This is a genomic window from Brevundimonas sp. Marseille-Q4549 (assembly GCF_976940555.1).
The window spans coordinates 1201637-1218751 of record NZ_CDRHXG010000001.1 but is presented as its reverse complement, the minus strand read 5'-3'; the positions used below and the strand labels follow the sequence as shown (position 1 = coordinate 1218751).

Sequence of the window (17115 nt, the reverse complement as noted above, 5' to 3'; positions counted from 1 at the left end):
CGCTGAAACAGTCGAACAGTGATGGAAGAGCCGATCAGGCAAATAAAAGCCGCCAAAACAACCAGCGGTATATTGTGTTGTTCAGTCAAGCACGAAAAGAAACGCATCGTTGTACCAGGAAGGAGGATCGGTCCACCTCCATAGGGACAGTTGCTTAATGGGGGCCGCCTAAACAGGCCTAACGACGCCCTAACGCGGCGGCGACAAGCCTCAGGTCTGGGGCAGTTGATAGGGATTGTTGACGCTGACGGGAGAGCCGGGCTTGAGGCCCAGTTCTTCGAACGACCACTTCAGTTCGACCCCCTCGGCGCGGTTGTCGCGGCATTTGTCCTCGTCGATGCGGCGCAGGGTGATGACGGCGTTGCCGCCTTGCAGGCTGACGATGGGGATCAGGTCTTCCTTGCGGGTGCAGCCGTTGGAGCTGACCCAGAAGACGGCCTGATCCTTGGTGAAGGCGGCGGCGTGGATCGGCTCCAGCGCGCCCGGCATGCCGGCGGTCGAAACGGTCCGTTCGCCGGAGGTGGCGCAGGCGGCCAGGCCGGCCGATGCGGCGGCGATCACAGCCAAGCGTTTCATGATGGAGTCGTGCAACAGACGACCTCCCCTGCCTCGAAGCCTGAACCGGCCGAGAATGCGCCTGTTCGCCCCTGGAGGGAACAGGATAAAAAAACGAAGGGCCCCGGACGAATCCGAGGCCCTCCAAACTCAAATCCAGAAGCGGCTCAAGTAGGCCGAAGGCCGATAGCCGCTCTGAAAAAGCTTCGCTTACGAAGCGTAGTATTCGACGACCAGGTTCGGTTCCATCTTCACCGGGTACGGCACGTCCGACAGTTCCGGAACGCGGACGTAGCGAACGGCGAACGAACGGTCCGACAGCTCCAGATAATCCGGCACATCGCGTTCCGACGACTGCTGGGCTTCCAGCACCAGGGCCATGTTGCGCGACTTTTCCTTCACCGAGACGACGTCGTCCGGCTTCACGCGGTAGGAGCCGATGTCCACCTTCTTGCCGTTGACCAGGACGTGGCCGTGGCTGACGAACTGGCGGGCGGCCCAGACGGTCGGGACGAACTTGGCGCGATAGACGATGGCGTCCAGGCGCGATTCCAGCAGGCCGATCAGGTTTTCCGAGGTGTTGCCCTTGCGGCGCGTCGCCTCGTCATAGGTCTTGGCGAACTGCTTCTCGGTGATGTTGCCGTAGTAGCCCTTCAGCTTCTGCTTGGCCTTCAGCTGCAGGCCGAAGTCGGAAACCTTGGACTTGCGGCGCTGGCCGTGCTGGCCGGGGCCGTAGGACCGCTTGTTGACCGGCGACTTGGCGCGGCCCCACAGGTTTTCACCCATGGCGCGGTCGATCTTGTACTTGGCGCTGTGGCGCTTGGACATTCTATTCTCTTTTCACACGATGCGGCCCGGCGTCCCCTCGATTGGGAATGCGATCTCAACGGCGGTCCACGCATCTTCCGTCATCAATCCCGCCTGCGGCGAACCGAGACGTGGAAGGCGGCGCTTATGGCCATGCCGGCCCTCGGAGTCAAGCCGGACAGGCCGTTAAGCACGATGGCGCGGAACCATCGTCCGGCCCCGCCCTTCCTATGGCGTCGAATGGAATCCTGCGCGGGAAAGGAGGATTGGAATGCGACCCGAAGACAAGAGCTTTCAGACCGGCCTGTCCGACCGGGGCCTGGAGATCCTGAAACGCCGGCTGGTCGATCTGGTCGAGCCGCTGAACGACCATCAGCTGCTGGATTTAGCCGACGGCATCCACGAGATGCTGCGTCAGCGCCGGGCGGTGCGCCAGCACCACGTCGAACGGATGAAAGACAAGGCCGGGCACGCCGTGAACCTGCTGATCTGACGAAAAACGCCCGCCGGAGACCGTCCGGCGGGCGTCTTCTTTACAGGGCGCGGCGCGCCTTACTTGGCGGCGTCGTACAGGGCGTTGACCTTGTTCCAGTTCACCACCGACCAGAAGGCCTTCAGATAGTCGGCGCGGCGGTTCTGGTACTTCAGGTAATAGGCGTGCTCCCAGACGTCGGCGGCCAGCAGCACCGCGCCCTTCTCCTCGGCCAGGTCCATCAGCGGATTGTCCTGGTTCGGCGTGGAGGTGATCTTCAGCTTGCCGTCCTGGAGGATCAGCCAGGCCCAGCCCGAACCGAACTGGCCCGCGCCGGCGGCGTCGAAATCGGCCTTGAACTTGTCCAGTCCGCCCAGTTCGGCGTCGATCTTGGCGGCCAGCTCGGCCGAGGGCTCGCCCGTCTGGCCCTGCGGCGCCAGCAGTTCCCAGAACAGGCTGTGGTTCCAATGGCCGCCGCCGTTGTTGCGCACGGCCTTGGGCAGTTTGGAGATGTTGGCGAACAGCTCTTCCAGCGACTGGCCCTGCAGGGCGGCGTCGGCGTCCACCGCCTTGTTCAGATTGTCGACATAGGCCTGGTGATGCTTGTCGTGGTGGAAGGTCATCGTCTCCTTGTCGATGGCCGGCTCCAGGGCGTCATAGGCGTAGGGCAGCGGGGGCAGGGTGAAGGCCATGAGCAGGCTCCTTTTCGACAGAATTCCGATGGGCTTCAGATAGGCGCCCGTTCGTGAAACCCAAGCGACAGAGCCCGGATTCGTTCCCGCTTATTCGGGCAGAACGGTCAAGCTGGCAAGTTCGACTTCAGGCAGTCGCGCACGGCCCGTTTCAGGTCGCCGGGCGCATTGGGTTCGTCCACCCCTTCGGCGGCGAAGACGGCCTTGACCGCCGCGTCCAGACCCTTGGGCAGGGCCTCGACAACGCGGCGCTGGCCCTTGTCGTGCAGGCAGAAACCCACCTCGCGGCAGAGGGCGGCGAACATCGGTTCGTAAGGATCGAGAGCGCTCATGGCGCCCCTGTATCATCAGGGAAGAAGACGCGACAGCCAGTGCAGCAGGTTCAGCGCGAACTGCTGGTCGTCATGCCCCGGCGTATTCAGTCCCATCGCGCGCGGTGGGCGCCCATCGGGAAAGCGCACCACCTGCGCGGTCAGCATTCCCGCCTCGCCCAGCACGACCACCCGACCGCGCCCGAAGGCGAACGCCAAACCCTGCGCGGGAAGGGCGGGACGCGACAGTTCGGTCGTCACGATCCTGGCGTCCTCGCCAGCCCGCAAACGCTCTCGAATGGTTTGAAGCGCAGCAAGGTCGGGCGCTTCAAGCGCATCGTCGCTCATGGCCAGAAGGACGGCGGCCGAGGCCGGGCCGCGCAGGGATTGTCCGGTGAAGGTCCGAACCGTGCGCACCGTCTCCGTCGGGGAGCGACCGCGAATGATCGGGTGATCGGCCAGGGCCGGAGACGGAAAGACGAGATTGGTCGTGAGGTCGTTCCCCACGCGCTGGAAGGCGTAACCCTTGCCCATCGTCACGCCGAACCGGCGACCCAGCGCCTCGGCCGCCGCGCCATAGGGCGCATGATCGATCGCCAACAGAAGCGCGCCGCCCTGTTCGACCCAGTTTGCGACGGCGGCGATTTCCGTGTCGGAGAATGCCGAAGGGCCGGTTTCGGATAGGGCGAGACGCGGATTGGAAATGACCAGCACATCCGCCTCCCGCAGAGCGTCTGGCTCATCCAGACGTCGGCGCAGCGGCTGCACCCGATAGCCGTCCGCGCGCGCAAGGGCCGCGAAACCCGAGTATCGGCCGTCCACCGTCTGGAGCGTGTCGTGCGCCTCGTCGATCAGGATCAGCGGGCCGGAGGCGGGGGCGTAGGCGGGCGCCGACACGGTTGGTCGCCAGTCGAGGTCCGCGACCTGCTCCTGCGCCATCGCGACCGCCGGACAGACGGTCAAGGCGACGAAACCAAGGAGCAGACTGCGCCGTCGCACCGATCTTTAGTCCTTCAACCGCTTGGCGTGGAAGGCGATGTGATGGGCGATGAAGCTGGCCATGAAGAAGTAGGAGTGGTCGTAACCCGGCTGCATCCGCAGGGTCAGGCGCTGGCCCATGGCTTCCGACGCCGCGACCAGAAGCTCGGGCTTCAGCTGATCCGTCAGGAAGCTGTCGGCGTCGCCCTGGTCGATCAGGATGTCGTCGAAGACGCCCTTCGCGGCGCCGCTTTCGATCAACCGGGCGGCGTCGTGGCGATCCCAGGCGGCGCGATCCTCGCCCAGATAGGCGGTGAAGGCCTTCTCGCCCCAGGGACAGCGGGTCGGCGAGCAGATGGGCGCGAAGGCCGAGACCGAGCGGAACAGGTCGGGGTGACGCAGGGCCAGGGTCAGGGCGCCGTGGCCGCCCATGGAATGGCCGCTGATCGCGCGGACGCCGGTGGTTGGGAAGTTCGCGTCGATCAGGGCGATCAGCTCGTCCGCAACATAGGTCTCCATGCGGAAATGCGGCGCCCACGGCTCTTCAGTCGCATCGACGTAGAAGCCCGCCCCCTGACCCAGATCATAGGCGGGGTCGTCGGCGACGCCTTCCCCGCGCGGCGAGGTGTCGGGGGCCACGATGATGACGCCGTGTTCGGCCGCCGCCTGGTAGGCCCCCGCCTTGGTGGTGAAATTGTCCTCGGTGCAGGTCAGGCCCGACAGCCAGATCAGCACCGGGAACGGCCCCTCGCCGGGCGGAACGAAGACCGACAGGGTCATGGGCGTGCCGGTCGCCGTGCTGTCGTGCTTCAGATAGCGCAGGGTTCCGCCGTGGACGATGTGGGTCTTCGTGATTTCCATTCAGGCGCTCTTTCGGTGCATGGCGCAGATCTTGTTGCCGGCGGGATCGCGCAGATAGGCCAGGATCATGGGGCCGAAGGGGCCTTTGCGTTCCCCAGGCGGATCTTCGATGGCGCGACCGCCGGCGGCGACGCCGGCGTCATGGAAGGCCTGAACGGCCTCGGCGTCCTTGGCGTAGAAGCCGATGGTGCCGCCGTTGGCGTGGCAGGCCGGTTCGCCATCGATCGGCTTGCCGATCGCAAAGGCGCCCAGCCGCGTCCGCCACCAGTAGCGCCCCTTCGGATCCGGTCCCTGCCCCGGCTCGACGCCCAGCGCGCCCAACGCAGCGTCATAGAAGCGGCGCGAAGCCTCGACGTCGTCGGCGCCGACGGTGACGTGGGTGAACATGATCTTTCCTCTCCCTGTTGGACACGCGGAACTAGCCGACTACGTTTCTTTTGACAACTTACCTCTTCGCTGCGGGTCTCACCACGGCACTGTGTTTCCGTCCCGGTCGAGATAGCGTAATCCGGGCCGCCCGCTCTGGGCCAGGATCAGATCGGCCAGCAGGGGCGCGCTGTCCTCGACCGTATAGGGGGCGTCGGGTCCGCCCAGGGCCGTGCGTATCCAGCCCGGCGCCAGCAGCAACAGGGGGCGGCCCGCCGAGTCCGGACGCGCCGCATAGCCCCGCATCAGCATGTTCAGCGCCGCCTTGGACGCGCGATAGGCGTCGTGGCCGGGACGGTTGGCATTGGTCAGGCTGCCCTGGCCCGAAGACATGACGCCCACCCCGCCGTCCGCCGCCAGAAGCGATTCCAACGCCGCGATGACCTGGAACGGCGCCCAGGCGTTGGTCGTCATCAGGCGGTCGAAATCCTCGGCGGAGGTGTCGGCGATGGACGGCGGCGCGTCGGCCACGCCGGCGTTGACGAACAGCCAGTCGAACCGTTCGCCCTCCAGGCGCGATTTCAAAGCCGCAATCTGCTCGGGCCGGGTGATGTCGGCGGCCTCGATCCGCAGGGCGTCATAGCGGGCCGCCAGATCGTGCAGCGGCGTGGGTTGCTCGGCGGAGCGAACGGTGGCCACGACCCGCAGGCCCCGCTGAAGGAAGGCCTGGGCAAGTCCAAGGCCAAGACCGCGTGAGGCGCCGATCAGCAACAAGGTTCCGGTCGCTTGGCCCGCTCCGCTCATGTCAGAACACCACCACGCTGCGGATGCTCTCGCCCGCGTGCATCAGGTCGAAGGCCTCGTTGATCCGTTCCAGCGGCAGGGTGTGGGTGATCATGGGGTCGATCTCGATCTTGCCGTCCATATACCAGTCGACGATCTTGGGCGTGTCGGTGCGGCCGCGCGCGCCGCCGAAGGCGCTGCCTCGCCAGACGCGGCCCGTGACCAGTTGGAAAGGACGGGTGGCGATCTCCTTGCCCGCCTCGGCCACGCCGATGATCACGCTCTCGCCCCAGCCGCGGTGGCAGGCCTCCAGCGCCTGGCGCATGACCACCGTGTTGCCGGTGCAGTCGAAGGTGTAGTCCGCGCCGCCGCCGGTCAGTTCGACCAGATGGGCCACCACGTCCGGCACGTCCTTGGGGTTGACGAAATGGGTCATGCCGAACCGGCGGCCCCATTCTTCCTTGTCGCCGTTGATGTCCACGCCCACGATCATGTCGGCGCCGACCATCTTCAGCCCCTGGATGACGTTCAGGCCGATGCCGCCCAGGCCGAAGACCACGGCGTTGGCGCCCGGCTCCACCTTGGCGGTGTTGACCACGGCGCCGACGCCGGTGGTCACGCCGCAGCCGACGTAGCAGGCCTTGTCGAAGGGCGCGTCCTTGCGGATCTTGGCCACCGCGATCTCGGGCAGGACGGTGTAGTTCGAGAAGGTCGAGCAGCCCATATAGTGGGCGATGGCCTGACCCTTGTAGCTGAAGCGGCTGGTGCCGTCGGGCATGACGCCCTTGCCCTGGGTGCCGCGAATGGCGGTGCACAGATTGGTCTTGCGGCTCAGGCACGACTTACACTGGCGGCATTCGGGCGTGTAGAGCGGGATCACGTGATCGCCGACCGCGACGCTGGTCACGCCCGGCCCCACCTCGACCACGACGCCCGCGCCCTCATGGCCCAGAATGCTCGGGAAGATCCCCTCCGAATCCAGCCCGTCCAGCGTATAGGCGTCGGTGTGGCAGACGCCCGTGGCCTTGATCTCGATCAGCACCTCGCCGGCGCGCGGCCCCTCCAGATCGACCTCGACGATCTCCAGCGGACGTTTGGCTTCGAAGGCGACGGCGGCGCGGGTTTTCATGATTTCAGGTCCTTCGGACGTCCCTACCGCTCGCCGCGCGTCCCCGCCTGCGCGGGGATGACGAAGCTCGCTGCTTGAGGGACAGGCGGTGAATGTATTGGGTTTCTTCTACGCTTCAGGCTGGGCGTGGAAAGCGCGACAAACGCAAAACATTATTGTCATACAGCAACAATCCTGATCCAAGGCGCGCATGAGCCGCTGGGACGGGATCGACGAGTTCACCGCTGTCGCCGAACAGGCCAGCTTCTCGGCCGCCGCGCGTCGGCTGGGCCTGTCGACCTCGGCCGTCAGCCGCGAGATCGCCCGGCTGGAGGACCGGCTTCAGACGCGCCTGCTGCACCGCACGACCCGCAGGGTGGAGTTGACCGACGCGGGCCGCGACTTCCTGGGCCGCTGTCGCCGGCTGATCGACGAGCGGGACGAGGCCCTGGCCGCCGTCCGGCCCGATGACCAGGCCCCGCGCGGCCTGCTGCGGATGACCTGTTCAGTCTCCTATGGCGAGCGGTTCATCGCCCCAGCCGTCAACGCCTTCGCCCGCCAGAACCCGGAACTGCGGATAGAGCTGGACCTGGATAATCGGCTGCGCGACCTGGTGGGCGACGGCTATGACCTGGCGGTGCGGTTCGGCCATCTGACCGATTCCCGGCTGATGGCGCGGCGTCTGGCGTCGCGGCGGCTGATCCTGTGCGCCAGTCCCGACTATCTGGAAAAGCGAGGCGCCCCCCGCGACCTGTCCGAGATCGCCAGCCACGACGGGCTGATCGGCTCGGCCGAGCATTGGCGTTTCACCGAGGCGGGCCGCGAGGTGGCCTTGCGCCCCAGCGGCCGTTGGCGCTGCAACTCGGGCGCGGCGGTGCTGGACGCGGCCTTGCAGGGGCTGGGCCTGTGCCAGCTGCCGGACTTCTATGTGGCCGAGGCCCTGGCGTCGGGCGCCCTCGTCTCGCTGCTGGATGATGCTCGACCGCCCGACGAAGGCGTCTGGGCCGTCCATCCGCACCCCCGCCACGTCCCGCCCAAGGTGCGCGCCATGATCGACTGGCTGTATGATCGGCTGTCGTCCGCCCGGAGAGCCCCCGCATGAACCTCGTCGTCCTGACCGGCGCCGGCATATCGGCCGAGAGCGGGGTGCCGACGTTTCGGGCGTCGGATGGGCTGTGGTGCGGCCATCGGATCGAGGATGTGGCGACGCCGGAGGGCTATGCGGCGGACCCGGCCCTGGTTCAGGACTTCTACAACCGGCGGCGGCGGCAGTTGGCCGAGGTTCGGCCCAATGCGGCGCATCGGGCTCTGGCGGACCTGGCGGCGCGGTGGGCGGGCGACTTCCTGCTGGTGACGCAGAATGTGGACGATCTGCACGACCGGGCGCACGCCGAGACGCCGGCGGCCGAGGGGTTCGAACTGATTCATATGCACGGCGAACTGTTGAAGGCGCGCTGCACCCGCTCGGGCGCGGTGATGGACTGGGTCGGCGACATGGCGGCGGATCAGGCCTCGCCCCACCATCCGCAGGGGCGGATGCGGCCGCATATCGTCTGGTTCGGGGAGATGCCTCTTCAGATGGGGCGGATCGAGCGGGCGCTGGAGCGGTGCGACCTGTTCGTGTCCATCGGCACGTCGGGCGCGGTCTATCCGGCGGCGGGGTTCGTGCAGGCGGCGCGGTATGCCGGAGCGCGGACGGTGGAGATCAATCTGGAGCCGACGGCCGGCGCGCGCCTGTTCGACGAGGGCGTCTATGGCCCGGCGACGCAGGCCGTACCGGCCTTCCTCGACACCCTTTAGAAACGAAAACGGCGGCCGCTGCGAGGCGGCCGCCGATCAGATCTCGACGTAGAGGCGATCAGGCCAGGACGACGATGGTCACGCGGCGGTTCTGGGACCGGCCTTCGGGCGTGTCGTTCGAGGCCACCGGCTGTTCCTGACCATAGGAGATGGTCGCCATCCGGTTCAGGGCGACGCCCTGACGGTTCAGGAAGCGACGCACGGCCTCGGCGCGCTGCTGGCCCAGTTCGTCGTTGTGCTGGGGCGTGCCGGTCGAGTCGGTATAGCCCTGGATTTCCAGATAGACGTTGCGGTTTTCGCTTTGCAGACGCTGGGCGAACTGGGCCAGGCGCTGCTCTGCCTCGGGCGACAGGGCCGCCGCGTCGGTGGGGAATTTCACGGAATCGTCGGACAGCACGACCTGATAGAGGAACTTGCCCTCGGCCAGTTTGTGCGCGTCGTTGGCGCGTTGCAGGGCCTGACCCGCCGTACCTTCGACGGTGGTCACGCGGTTGTCGACGACTTCGACCTGATCACGCACGAAACGATGGCTGGCGCAGCCGCTGGCCGCAAGGCCGAGGGCGATGAGGGCGCCGCCGACGACCGCCGTCCTGAGTTTCGATCTGCTCAAGTTCTGTCTCCTTCTTGCCGGGGGCGCCACGCCCAGTTCATGCGCGACATGACAATGAAGTAGGCCAAAAGGCGGAGTAATGACGTGCTTCGGGCAGGAAGATGTCAGCTTGACCATAAGCGAATGCTCGAATTTCGCGGATTTCGCCAAGTCATGGAACCGACAGGCGAGACGCGACGTTGGTCCGCCGACGGCCGTGCCGGAGGGCGGGCCAGTTGATCTCAATAAAACTTCAAACACCGCACAGTTGTATTCGACCTAGCGCCTCTTTCCTGACGTGTGCGTATGTTTTCAACGGTCCGTCGTGATTTTTTACAGGCGTTTCGTTGCGATGACCATGCGACACAGGCTGTCGGCCTCATCACGGATCGGCGATTGAGACCGACACGGACACGGCGATGGGCGCTGGCGGCGACGCCGATCCTGGCCGCGCACCTGGGTCTGGGCCTGCTGATCGCCGCCCAGACGCCGGCCGCGCCCGAGGCGCCGGAGCCGCCGTTGATGATGGTGGAGCTGGTCGATCCGCCCGCGCCGCCTCCCCCGCCGCCGCCTGCCCGGATCATCGCGCCCGAGCCGTCGCCGAAGCCCGACGCCCCGGCCGCCGCCGCATCGGCCGCGCCGCCGAAACCCGCGCCGCAGCGTCGCCCGCCGGCTGTGGCCGCGGCCCGGCCCCGCCCGGTCGTCGCCAAGCGCCCGCCCGACGTCGATCCCCTGCCCGTCGCGCCCGCCCCGCCGGGACCGCCCCTGCCCCTGCTCGGCCCGGCCGAGATCGCGGCGCCCTGACCGTGGGCGCCGGGCCGGGCGGAGGCGGCGGCCAGGGCTCTGGCGCGGGCGTCGGCGGGCCTGGCGGGACCGGGACGGGGCGTGGCGGCGGGTCGTGCGACATGGTGCGCTGGGTTCAAGACGCGGTGCGCGACGACGTCGCTGTGCGCCGCGCCGTCATCGACGCCGCCCAGTCGATGAACGCCTCGGGCCGCGCCATTCTGGTCTGGAACGGCGACTGGCTGCAGAGCCGAAATCAGTCCGGCAAGGGTCTGGCCGGAGTACGCCAGGCCATCGCCCTGGAAGTCGCCTTCGCCCCGGCCGAGTGCAAGGGCCAGCGGATGACGGGCCTCGCCGTGCTGAAGCTGGAAGATCGCCCCGGGGGCGCGCAACTGGCGCTGGGCAAGGGCAGCTGGCGGTGGTCGGACCTGCTGGGGGCGGGTTAGGCGGCCCTCGGTCCGAACAGGATGATCCCCGCGCCGATCAGGCAGACCGCGCCGCCCAGCACGTCCCAACGATCCGGCGTGGTCTTTTCGACCAGCGCCATCCAGACCAGGGAGGCGCAGATATAGACCCCGCCATAGGCCGCGAACGCCCGCCCCGCCGCTTCGCTGGGGACCAGGGTCAATAACCAGGCGAAGGCGATCAGGCACAAAAGGCCGGGCGCCAGCCACAGCGGCGACCGATCCAGCTTCAGCCAGGCCCAGAAGGCGAAACAGCCGCCGATCTCCGCCAGGGCCGCGAGGGGATATATGAAGGCCAACTTCATGAGCGGTTTCCTACGCCGTCTTTTCCACCGCCGTCATCCTCGGGCTTGACCCGAGGATCGGGCGTCGTTCGGACCATGCCTTCACGGAGACGCAAGGCGGCGGATCATCCGATCCTCGGGTCAAGCCCGAGGATGACGGAGGAGAGCAAACCCTAGTCGGTCGCCTTGTCCTTCGCCGCCCGTTCGGCCGCCAGCTTGGCCAGCACCCGCCCGCGGCCGCGCGACAGGGCGTGGATGGCGCCGCGCATGGTGGCGACCTCCTGTTCGGAGAAGGCGGCGCGGCCCAGCATGACACGCAGGTTCTGGCTCATGGAGCGCTTCTTCTCGGGCGGATAGAAGAAGCCGCCGTTTTCAAGCTCCGTCTCCAGATGCTCGTACAGGCCAATCAGGAGATCGTTCGAGGCGGGCGGCTCGGCCTCGCGGAAGCGGGGCGGCGGGGCGTCCAGAACCAGGGTGCGCCACTCATAGGCGTTGATCGCCACGGCCTGGGCCAGGTTCAGGGAATGGTGTTTCGGGTCGATGGGGATGGTGACGATGCCGGCGCACAGGGCGATGTCGGTCGTCTCCAGCCCCGCGCGCTCGCCGCCGAACAAGAGGCCGGTCTTCAGGCCGGATGCGGTGTCGTCATAGAGGACGCGGCTGGCCTCGCGCGGGGTGCGCACGGGCTGGCGCGTCTCGCGCGGGCGGGCGGTGGTGGCGAAGATGGTGTTCAGGTCGGCGATGGCCTCGGCGACGGTCGAGAACACCCGCACGCCCTCCAGCACCCAGTCGGCGCCGGACGCGGTGGCCCAGGCCCGCTCCTGAGGCCAGCCGTCACGTGGGCTGACCAGACGCAGGTCCGACAGGCCGAAATTGGCCATCACCCGCGCCACGGCGCCGATGTTCTCGGCCATCTGCGACTTGTCGAGGATGACGGCGGGGGGCGTCAGTTCGGGCAAGGAGATCAGTCCTCGCCCACCATGGCGATCCAGGGATCGGCGGTTCCGGCCTCGACCTCGGCGACCTTGACGGCAGGCCAGCCGATGGAGGCGCTGCCCGAGGCGGTCCAGGCGGTGACGATGAAGTCGCGCAGCTCGGCCGCGCCCGCCGCCAGACGTTCGTTGACGAAGGCCGCGCCGCGCGGATCGGCGTCGCGGAAGCCGCCGGCCTTTTCCAGCCGATAGAAGGGGATCACCGTGCCCAGCGTCGTCTTCAGATAGGCGACGGTGCGCGCCTTGGGATCGAAGCCCTCCAGGTTTGCGGCCGGCATGGCGGCCTCGATGGCGTCCAGACGGGCGACGCGGTTGGTGAACTCACCCTCGAACAGGGCGTGGGTCTGGCGCGAGTTGGTGAAGCCTTCCGGGTTCGCGAAGTCGCCCCAGCCGTTGTAGTGGATGCTGGTGTGATGCGGTTGCGAGCCGTCGCCGACATAGTGGCCCATCACGCCGATGTCGCGCAGGATCAGCGCCTCGCGGCGGAGGCGGTCGGCCCGATACCAGGCCTGGCGCTCCATGTTCGTCTCGCGCTTTTCGGCCGCGTTCAGCACGCGCCAATAGGCGAAGTCGCGGCCCAGCTGCTGCCAGCCGTCGATCATGGCGTAGGGCAGATAGCCGGCGTCGTTGACGTCCAGACCCGCCTTGGTCAGGGCGGCGTCATATTCGGATTTCAGGCGCGGCAGGTCGTCGATGCTCATGCCGCGCTGGTCGAAGACATGGCCCTGGTCGTCCAGGTCGACGAAGTGGGCGGTGTCGCGCTCGCGGTCGTGCGGCTGGCCCGCGCCCTTCCAGCGGTCGGGCTCGCGCGCCAGTTCGCCGACGTCGGCGATGGCGCCCGGCGTGCGCAGGAAGGCAGGCAGGTCGTCCGGCAAGGCGCGCATCGCCGCCACCCCGATCAGGCGATGGCCGGTGTTGCCCCAGGCGGTGACGGTGACGACCGGCGCGGCGACCGCGACGAGGGCCAGGGCGGCGATGACGAAACGCTTCATGGAGACGGACCCGATCGATAAGGACCGCCGCTCTAGAGCATGATCGGAGACGCGAGTGAATAGACTGTTCGCGCCCGGATCGGTCGAGGCGATCAGTCCACGGGTTCCGGCTCGGCCGGCGCCGGCGGGCCGGCCTCGTCCTCGTTCAGCAGGCGGCCCTTGCGGCGCGGCACGACATAGGGCGCCGGTTGCGGCGTCGGCATGTTGCCGCGCATCAGTTGGCGCCCCGCCGAGAGACCGCCGGTCAGCTGCAGGTCCAGCCGCGCCTCGTCGCGGCGGCGGACATCGCCGATGGTTTCGGACGCCGCCTCCTCTGGCAGACCCAGTTCGATCAACGCCTCCTCGCCGAACTTCAGGGCGGATTCGAAAGTCTCGCGGATCTGATAGTCGACGCCGGCCTGGATCAAACGGATCGAATGGCCCCGGTCGAAGGCGCGGGCCATGACGCGGGTGCGCGGGAACTCGTGCTTGACCAGTTCGACGATGCGGTCCGTGACCTCGGGCTTGTCCACGCAGACCAGGACGATCTCGGCCTCCTCGGCGCCCGAGGCCCGCAGGGTCGAAAGCTGGGCGCCGTCGCCGTAATAGACCTTGAACCCGAACTGAGAGGCGGCCTGGATCATCTCCACGTCGTTCTCGATGATCGATACGTCCACGTCGCGGGCCAGGAGGGGCTGGGCCGCCACCTGGGCGAAGCGGCCGAAGCCGATGATCAGCACCTGGCCCCGCAAGCCGTCGGCGGAATCGACGCCGTCCGCCTCTTCGGGCGAAAGCCCCTTCTCCTTGGGCAGCCAGTGCTTCATCGCCAGCGTGGTCAGGGGCGTCAGGGCCATGGACAGGATGACGATGGCGGTCAGGGCCGCGCTGGCCTGGGCGTCGATCACCCCGCCCGCCGCCGCCGCCCCATACAGGACGAAGGCGAACTCCCCGCCCTGGGCGAACAGGGCCGCCCGCTCGATCGCCTCGTGGTGGCGCGCCTTGAAGACGCGCGCGACGCCATAGATGACCGCCGCCTTGACCAGCATGAAGGCGGCCAGCCCCGCCAGCACCATGCGCCAGTCGTCGATCACCACACCGATGTCGAGGGCCATGCCGACCGACAGGAAGAACAGGCCCAACAGGATGGCGCGGAACGGCTCCACGTCCGCCTCCAGCTGATGGCGGAAGGTCGAATCCGACAGCAGAACCCCGGCCAGGAAGGCGCCCATGGCCATCGACAGGCCGACGCCGTTCATGATCCAGGCCGTGCCCGCCACCACCAGAAGGGCGGCCGCCGTCATCACCTCGCGCCCCCCGTTTCGGGCCAGGAAGCGGAAGACGGGGTTGATGGCGTAGCGCCCGGCGATCAGCACCCCGCCGACCGCCGCCGCCGCCAGGCCGATCGTCTGCCACAGGGGCGTGGAGGATTCGGCCGCCGTCCCGACCGAGGTCGCCAGAACCGCGACAACCGCCAGCAGCGGCACGATGGCCAGGTCCTCGAACAGCAGGATGGAGACCGCCCGCTGGCCTTGCGGCGTGGGCAGTTCGCCGCGCTCCTCCAGCATCTGAATGATGACGGCGGTGGAGGACATGACGAAGCCCATCGCGCCGACGAAGGCCACGGGCCAGGGAGCCCCTGCCGCCATCGCGACCAGGGTCAGGGCCAGCCCCGCCAGCCCGACCTGGGCGAAGCCGACGCCGAAGATGGCGTTGCGCATGGCCCACAGGCGTTTGGGCCGCATCTCCAGCCCGATGATGAACAGGAAGATGACCACGCCGAACTCGGCCACGTGCAGGATGGTCTGGGGCTCGCGGAACAGGGCCAGGCCGAAGGGACCGATGGCCGCCCCCGCCGCCAGATAACCTAAAACCGACCCCAGGCCGATCTTGCGAAAGACCGGCACCGCCACCACGCCCGCCGCAAGCAGAGCGGCGACATGGCCCAGATCAATTCCCGACGTTGCGTCCGCCATCGCTCACCCTTGCACTGAAGCTTCCATTGTGGGGACGAAGCGACCGGATTGCGAGATGCACGAATGCCACGATCGGATAACGCCGTCCGTCCAGAGATCGGCGCCGCCACAGTTTCGCCTTACCGCCTAAGCCGACTGCGCCAAACAAACGGGAGGAAGAAACAATGTCGCGTTCGATCCGGGCCGCCGTCGCCACCTTGCTGGGCGCCGCCCTTGCCGCGCCGCCCGTCGCCATTCCCCAGGTCGCCCTGGCCGAGCCGGTCCGGGACGGCGTGGCCACGCCCGCCGCCTGCGCGCCGCTGGGCTTTCAGTTGGATGAGCCGACGCAGGTGGACGATTTGGTTTTGACGGGATCGCGTGTATCGGCGCACGCTCCCCGCCTCCCCCGCCTCCCCCGCCTCCACCGCCTCCACCGCCTCCGCTTTCTGCGCCGCCTCCTCCCCTTCCCAGGTCTGCGCAGCCGCCCTCGCCGCCAGCGGCTGCGCCCTCTTCGATCGTGAGGCCGATCCCGCCGCAAACGCCGCCCGCCGACACCGAACGCTATCCCGACGCCACGCCCAATCCGGTGAAGCGCACGGCGGATCAGCCGATCTCGACCTTTTCCATCGACGTGGACACGGCCGCCTACGCCAACGTCCGCCGCTTCCTGGACCAGGGTCAGCGCCCGCCCAAGGACGCCGTGCGGGTGGAGGAACTGCTCAACTATTTCGACTATGGCTACGCCCAGCCGACGTCCCAGGCCCGGCCTTTCGCCGTCACGACGGCGATCGCCGCCCCTCCCTGGGCGCCCCAAGGCGGACAGGCTGGCCGACAGATCGTCCACATCGGCCTGCAAGGATATGAACTGCTTAAGCGGGCGAGCAGCGTCCGCTGAACCTGACCTTACTGGTCGACGTCTCGGGCTCGATGGGCAGCGCGGACAAGCTGGACCTGGCCAAACAGGCGATGAACCTGGCCATCGACCGACTGCGGCCCCAGGACACCTTGGCCGTGACCTACTACGCCGAAGGGGCTGGCACGACGCTGCAACCCACGCCCGGCACGCAGAAGCTGAAGATGCGCTGCGCCGTCGCCAGCCTGCGCGCAGCGGGCGGCACGGCTTACGCGACCGGCATGACCAACGCCTATGACCAGGCCCAGGCCAGTTTCGCCCGCGACAAGGTCAACCGCATCCTGATGTTCACCGACGGCGATTTCAACGTCGGCGTCACCGACAACAAGCGGCTGGAGGACTATGTCGCCGACAAGCGGGCGACGGGAATCTATCTGTCCGTCTACGGCTTCGGGCGGGGCAACTATCAGGACGCGCGGATGCAGGCCATCGCCCAGGCGGCAACGGAACCGCCGCCTATGTCGATGACCTGAACGAGGCGCGCCGCCTGTTCGGCCCGATGTTCGACCGGGGCGCCTTCCCCATCGCCGATGACGTCAAGATTCAGGTCGAGTTCAACCCCGCCCGCGTCGCCGAATGGCGGCTGATCGGCTACGAAACCCGCCTTCTGAACGAAGAGGACTTCGCCAACGACCGCATCGACGCGGGGAGGTCGGCTCGGGCGCCAGCGTCACGGCCCTGTATGAGATCACCCCCGTCGGCGGCCCGACCCAGATTCCGAGCGGCGCTATCCCGACAATCGTATCGGCGTGGGCGGCGGCGATCCGAACGGCGAGATCGGCTTTATCCAGGTACGCTACAAACAGCCGGGCCAGAGCCGGTCAGAGCTGATCCAGCAGCCCCTGACCAACCGTGCGTCCGCCCCCGTCAGCGCCCAGCCGCCCGAAGCGACCCGCTGGGCCATCGCCGTCGCCGCCTTCGGCCAGAAGCTGCGCGACGATCCGTGGATGGCGTCCGACTATGGTTGGGACCAGATCCTGGAGCAGGCCCAGGGCGCGCGCGGCGAAGATCCCTATGGCGAGCGGGCCGAGTTCGTGCAGATGATCCGCGCCGCGCGAGATCTGCCGCCGCGCGCGACGCCCTGACGGTCCACCCTATGGCGCCGTGGCGATCCGCCCCCGTCGATCTCGACCACCGCCTTAGGGGACGGCCTCGAATGTCCGGCTGGCGTGACCAATGGTGAACAACGGACAGGCGCCTATCGTCAGTCGGGCAGCAGATGGAGCGCAGAGCCTTTGTGGGCGGCTATATGGTCGGTCTTGTCGCTCTTGATCTCGTACTGGGGCGCATTGGGCGAGGCGTGGTGCGTATAGCCCTTGTAGTCGAAGTCGCGCGTATGAACGGCGACGATGCGGCCAGACACGCGCCCGGCCTCGGAATTCCAGCCGACATGATCCCCGACCTTGAAACTGCGGCTCATGTCGAGGCTCCTGC

General features: G+C 67.7%; 24 protein-coding genes and 1 pseudogene. 10 read left to right on the top strand and 15 right to left on the bottom strand.

What is annotated here, in order from left to right; all coding sequences use genetic code 11:
* Positions 1–210 precede the first annotated feature (210 nt).
* Both ACWPV3_RS06130 and rpsD read right to left on the bottom strand, forming a co-directional pair.
* Positions 211–576 carry a hypothetical protein gene (locus ACWPV3_RS06130; RefSeq protein WP_453977225.1) on the bottom strand — a complete coding sequence of 122 codons (366 nt, stop codon included), beginning with the start codon at positions 574–576 and terminating at the stop codon, positions 211–213.
* Between the two features lie 189 nt (positions 577–765).
* Entirely contained in the window at positions 766–1383 is a 618-nt protein-coding gene (rpsD, locus tag ACWPV3_RS06125) for a 30S ribosomal protein S4 (RefSeq protein ID WP_453977224.1), read from the bottom strand.
* A 250-nt stretch (positions 1384–1633) separates the two neighbouring features.
* Between rpsD and ACWPV3_RS06120 the strand changes: the two genes are divergently transcribed.
* Positions 1634–1855: a hypothetical protein gene (locus ACWPV3_RS06120; protein WP_312734030.1), complete on the top strand. Its 222-nt coding sequence runs from the start codon at positions 1634–1636 to the stop codon at positions 1853–1855.
* 59 nt (positions 1856–1914) lie between these two features.
* Here the strand turns inward: ACWPV3_RS06120 and ACWPV3_RS06115 are convergent, their stop codons facing one another.
* The 7 genes from ACWPV3_RS06115 to ACWPV3_RS06085 form a co-directional block, all read right to left on the bottom strand.
* Positions 1915–2526 carry a superoxide dismutase gene (locus tag ACWPV3_RS06115; protein WP_313453471.1) on the bottom strand — a complete coding sequence of 204 codons (612 nt, stop codon included), beginning with the start codon at positions 2524–2526 and terminating at the stop codon, positions 1915–1917.
* A 107-nt stretch (positions 2527–2633) separates the two neighbouring features.
* Positions 2634–2858 (bottom strand): hypothetical protein, encoded by a 225-nt coding sequence (locus ACWPV3_RS06110; RefSeq protein ID WP_453977223.1) that lies wholly within the window; start codon positions 2856–2858, stop codon positions 2634–2636.
* Positions 2859–2873: 15 nt separating this feature from the next.
* Positions 2874–3836 (bottom strand): DUF4350 domain-containing protein, encoded by a 963-nt coding sequence (locus tag ACWPV3_RS06105; protein ID WP_453977222.1) that lies wholly within the window; start codon positions 3834–3836, stop codon positions 2874–2876.
* A 6-nt stretch (positions 3837–3842) separates the two neighbouring features.
* Complete coding sequence (gene fghA / locus ACWPV3_RS06100) at positions 3843–4676, bottom strand: S-formylglutathione hydrolase (RefSeq protein WP_453977221.1); 834 nt, start codon at positions 4674–4676, stop codon at positions 3843–3845.
* Positions 4677–5063 (bottom strand): VOC family protein, encoded by a 387-nt coding sequence (locus ACWPV3_RS06095; protein WP_312734040.1) that lies wholly within the window; start codon positions 5061–5063, stop codon positions 4677–4679.
* Positions 5064–5141: 78 nt separating this feature from the next.
* Positions 5142–5846, bottom strand: coding sequence for an SDR family oxidoreductase (locus tag ACWPV3_RS06090; RefSeq protein ID WP_453977220.1), 705 nt, complete (start codon positions 5844–5846; stop codon positions 5142–5144).
* A 1-nt stretch (position 5847) separates the two neighbouring features.
* Positions 5848–6954 carry an S-(hydroxymethyl)glutathione dehydrogenase/class III alcohol dehydrogenase gene (locus tag ACWPV3_RS06085; protein WP_313453465.1) on the bottom strand — a complete coding sequence of 369 codons (1107 nt, stop codon included), beginning with the start codon at positions 6952–6954 and terminating at the stop codon, positions 5848–5850.
* 190 nt (positions 6955–7144) lie between these two features.
* Here ACWPV3_RS06085 and ACWPV3_RS06080 point away from each other — a divergent pair, with 190 nt between their 5' ends.
* The gene (locus ACWPV3_RS06080) at positions 7145–8035 is read left to right on the top strand and encodes a LysR family transcriptional regulator (protein WP_313453462.1); all 891 of its coding nucleotides are present in this window, start codon (positions 7145–7147) and stop codon (positions 8033–8035) included.
* Positions 8032–8733, top strand: a complete 702-nt coding sequence (locus ACWPV3_RS06075) for an NAD-dependent deacylase (RefSeq protein ID WP_453977219.1) — start codon at positions 8032–8034, stop codon at positions 8731–8733. The genes ACWPV3_RS06080 and ACWPV3_RS06075 overlap by 4 nt, the downstream gene beginning before the upstream one ends.
* A gap of 58 nt (positions 8734–8791) precedes the next feature.
* Here ACWPV3_RS06075 and ACWPV3_RS06070 read toward each other — a convergent pair whose 3' ends face one another.
* Positions 8792–9343 (bottom strand): OmpA family protein, encoded by a 552-nt coding sequence (locus ACWPV3_RS06070; protein ID WP_313453458.1) that lies wholly within the window; start codon positions 9341–9343, stop codon positions 8792–8794.
* 375 nt (positions 9344–9718) lie between these two features.
* Here ACWPV3_RS06070 and ACWPV3_RS06065 point away from each other — a divergent pair, with 375 nt between their 5' ends.
* Both ACWPV3_RS06065 and ACWPV3_RS06060 read left to right on the top strand, forming a co-directional pair.
* Positions 9719–10126 (top strand): hypothetical protein, encoded by a 408-nt coding sequence (locus tag ACWPV3_RS06065; RefSeq protein ID WP_453977218.1) that lies wholly within the window; start codon positions 9719–9721, stop codon positions 10124–10126.
* 2 nt (positions 10127–10128) lie between these two features.
* Positions 10129–10551 (top strand): hypothetical protein, encoded by a 423-nt coding sequence (locus tag ACWPV3_RS06060; RefSeq protein WP_453977217.1) that lies wholly within the window; start codon positions 10129–10131, stop codon positions 10549–10551.
* On the opposite strand, the gene ACWPV3_RS06055 is transcribed toward ACWPV3_RS06060, so the two are convergent.
* The 4 genes from ACWPV3_RS06055 to ACWPV3_RS06040 all read right to left on the bottom strand — a co-directional run bounded on the left by ACWPV3_RS06055 (position 10548) and on the right by ACWPV3_RS06040 (position 14789).
* Entirely contained in the window at positions 10548–10874 is a 327-nt protein-coding gene (locus ACWPV3_RS06055) for a YnfA family protein (RefSeq protein ID WP_453977216.1), read from the bottom strand. The genes ACWPV3_RS06060 and ACWPV3_RS06055 overlap by 4 nt on opposite strands.
* A 152-nt stretch (positions 10875–11026) precedes the next feature.
* Positions 11027–11812, bottom strand: coding sequence for an RNA methyltransferase (locus tag ACWPV3_RS06050; protein ID WP_453977215.1), 786 nt, complete (start codon positions 11810–11812; stop codon positions 11027–11029).
* A 5-nt stretch (positions 11813–11817) separates the two neighbouring features.
* Complete coding sequence (locus ACWPV3_RS06045) at positions 11818–12837, bottom strand: S1/P1 Nuclease (RefSeq protein WP_453977214.1); 1020 nt, start codon at positions 12835–12837, stop codon at positions 11818–11820.
* A gap of 92 nt (positions 12838–12929) precedes the next feature.
* Positions 12930–14789 carry a monovalent cation:proton antiporter-2 (CPA2) family protein gene (locus ACWPV3_RS06040; protein ID WP_292182212.1) on the bottom strand — a complete coding sequence of 620 codons (1860 nt, stop codon included), beginning with the start codon at positions 14787–14789 and terminating at the stop codon, positions 12930–12932.
* Between the two features lie 164 nt (positions 14790–14953).
* Here ACWPV3_RS06040 and ACWPV3_RS06035 point away from each other — a divergent pair, with 164 nt between their 5' ends.
* The 5 genes and pseudogenes from ACWPV3_RS06035 (at position 14954) to ACWPV3_RS06015 (ending at position 16766) form a co-directional block, all read left to right on the top strand.
* Positions 14954–15289, top strand: coding sequence for a hypothetical protein (locus ACWPV3_RS06035; RefSeq protein ID WP_453977213.1), 336 nt, complete (start codon positions 14954–14956; stop codon positions 15287–15289).
* Positions 15286–15663: a von Willebrand factor type A domain-containing protein gene (locus tag ACWPV3_RS06030; protein WP_453977212.1), complete on the top strand. Its 378-nt coding sequence runs from the start codon at positions 15286–15288 to the stop codon at positions 15661–15663. Before ACWPV3_RS06035 ends, ACWPV3_RS06030 begins: the two co-directional genes overlap by 4 nt.
* Positions 15664–15695: 32 nt before the next feature.
* Positions 15696–16154 (top strand): VWA domain-containing protein, encoded by a 459-nt coding sequence (locus ACWPV3_RS06025; RefSeq protein WP_453977211.1) that lies wholly within the window; start codon positions 15696–15698, stop codon positions 16152–16154.
* Between the two features lie 26 nt (positions 16155–16180).
* Positions 16181–16270, top strand: a pseudogene (locus ACWPV3_RS06020) (YfbK domain-containing protein); the annotation flags it as partial.
* Between the two features lie 160 nt (positions 16271–16430).
* Positions 16431–16766, top strand: coding sequence for a YfbK domain-containing protein (locus ACWPV3_RS06015; protein WP_453977210.1), 336 nt, complete (start codon positions 16431–16433; stop codon positions 16764–16766).
* Between the two features lie 119 nt (positions 16767–16885).
* Here ACWPV3_RS06015 and ACWPV3_RS06010 read toward each other — a convergent pair whose 3' ends face one another.
* The gene (locus ACWPV3_RS06010; protein ID WP_312734063.1) at positions 16886–17101 is read right to left on the bottom strand and encodes a hypervirulence associated TUDOR domain-containing protein; all 216 of its coding nucleotides are present in this window, start codon (positions 17099–17101) and stop codon (positions 16886–16888) included.
* Positions 17102–17115: the final 14 nt, after the last annotated feature.

What these genes read in the sequence shown, in the direction of transcription:
- ACWPV3_RS06010 (WP_312734063.1), bottom strand. Translation starts at nt 17,101, where the DNA reads ATGAGCCGCAGTTTCAAGGTCGGGGATCATGTCGGCTGGAATTCCGAG.
- ACWPV3_RS06040 (WP_292182212.1), bottom strand. Translation starts at nt 14,789, where the DNA reads ATGGCGGACGCAACGTCGGGAATTGATCTGGGCCATGTCGCCGCTCTG.
- ACWPV3_RS06130 (WP_453977225.1), bottom strand. Translation starts at nt 576, where the DNA reads ATGAAACGCTTGGCTGTGATCGCCGCCGCATCGGCCGGCCTGGCCGCC.
- ACWPV3_RS06115 (WP_313453471.1), bottom strand. Translation starts at nt 2,526, where the DNA reads ATGGCCTTCACCCTGCCCCCGCTGCCCTACGCCTATGACGCCCTGGAG.
- ACWPV3_RS06075 (WP_453977219.1), top strand. Translation starts at nt 8,032, where the DNA reads ATGAACCTCGTCGTCCTGACCGGCGCCGGCATATCGGCCGAGAGCGGG.
- ACWPV3_RS06025 (WP_453977211.1), top strand. Translation starts at nt 15,696, where the DNA reads ATGGGCAGCGCGGACAAGCTGGACCTGGCCAAACAGGCGATGAACCTG.
- ACWPV3_RS06120 (WP_312734030.1), top strand. Translation starts at nt 1,634, where the DNA reads ATGCGACCCGAAGACAAGAGCTTTCAGACCGGCCTGTCCGACCGGGGC.
- fghA (WP_453977221.1), bottom strand. Translation starts at nt 4,676, where the DNA reads ATGGAAATCACGAAGACCCACATCGTCCACGGCGGAACCCTGCGCTAT.
- ACWPV3_RS06035 (WP_453977213.1), top strand. Translation starts at nt 14,954, where the DNA reads ATGTCGCGTTCGATCCGGGCCGCCGTCGCCACCTTGCTGGGCGCCGCC.
- ACWPV3_RS06085 (WP_313453465.1), bottom strand. Translation starts at nt 6,954, where the DNA reads ATGAAAACCCGCGCCGCCGTCGCCTTCGAAGCCAAACGTCCGCTGGAG.
- ACWPV3_RS06090 (WP_453977220.1), bottom strand. Translation starts at nt 5,846, where the DNA reads ATGAGCGGAGCGGGCCAAGCGACCGGAACCTTGTTGCTGATCGGCGCC.
- ACWPV3_RS06045 (WP_453977214.1), bottom strand. Translation starts at nt 12,837, where the DNA reads ATGAAGCGTTTCGTCATCGCCGCCCTGGCCCTCGTCGCGGTCGCCGCG.
- rpsD (WP_453977224.1), bottom strand. Translation starts at nt 1,383, where the DNA reads ATGTCCAAGCGCCACAGCGCCAAGTACAAGATCGACCGCGCCATGGGT.
- ACWPV3_RS06110 (WP_453977223.1), bottom strand. Translation starts at nt 2,858, where the DNA reads ATGAGCGCTCTCGATCCTTACGAACCGATGTTCGCCGCCCTCTGCCGC.
- ACWPV3_RS06080 (WP_313453462.1), top strand. Translation starts at nt 7,145, where the DNA reads ATGAGCCGCTGGGACGGGATCGACGAGTTCACCGCTGTCGCCGAACAG.
- ACWPV3_RS06055 (WP_453977216.1), bottom strand. Translation starts at nt 10,874, where the DNA reads ATGAAGTTGGCCTTCATATATCCCCTCGCGGCCCTGGCGGAGATCGGC.
- ACWPV3_RS06095 (WP_312734040.1), bottom strand. Translation starts at nt 5,063, where the DNA reads ATGTTCACCCACGTCACCGTCGGCGCCGACGACGTCGAGGCTTCGCGC.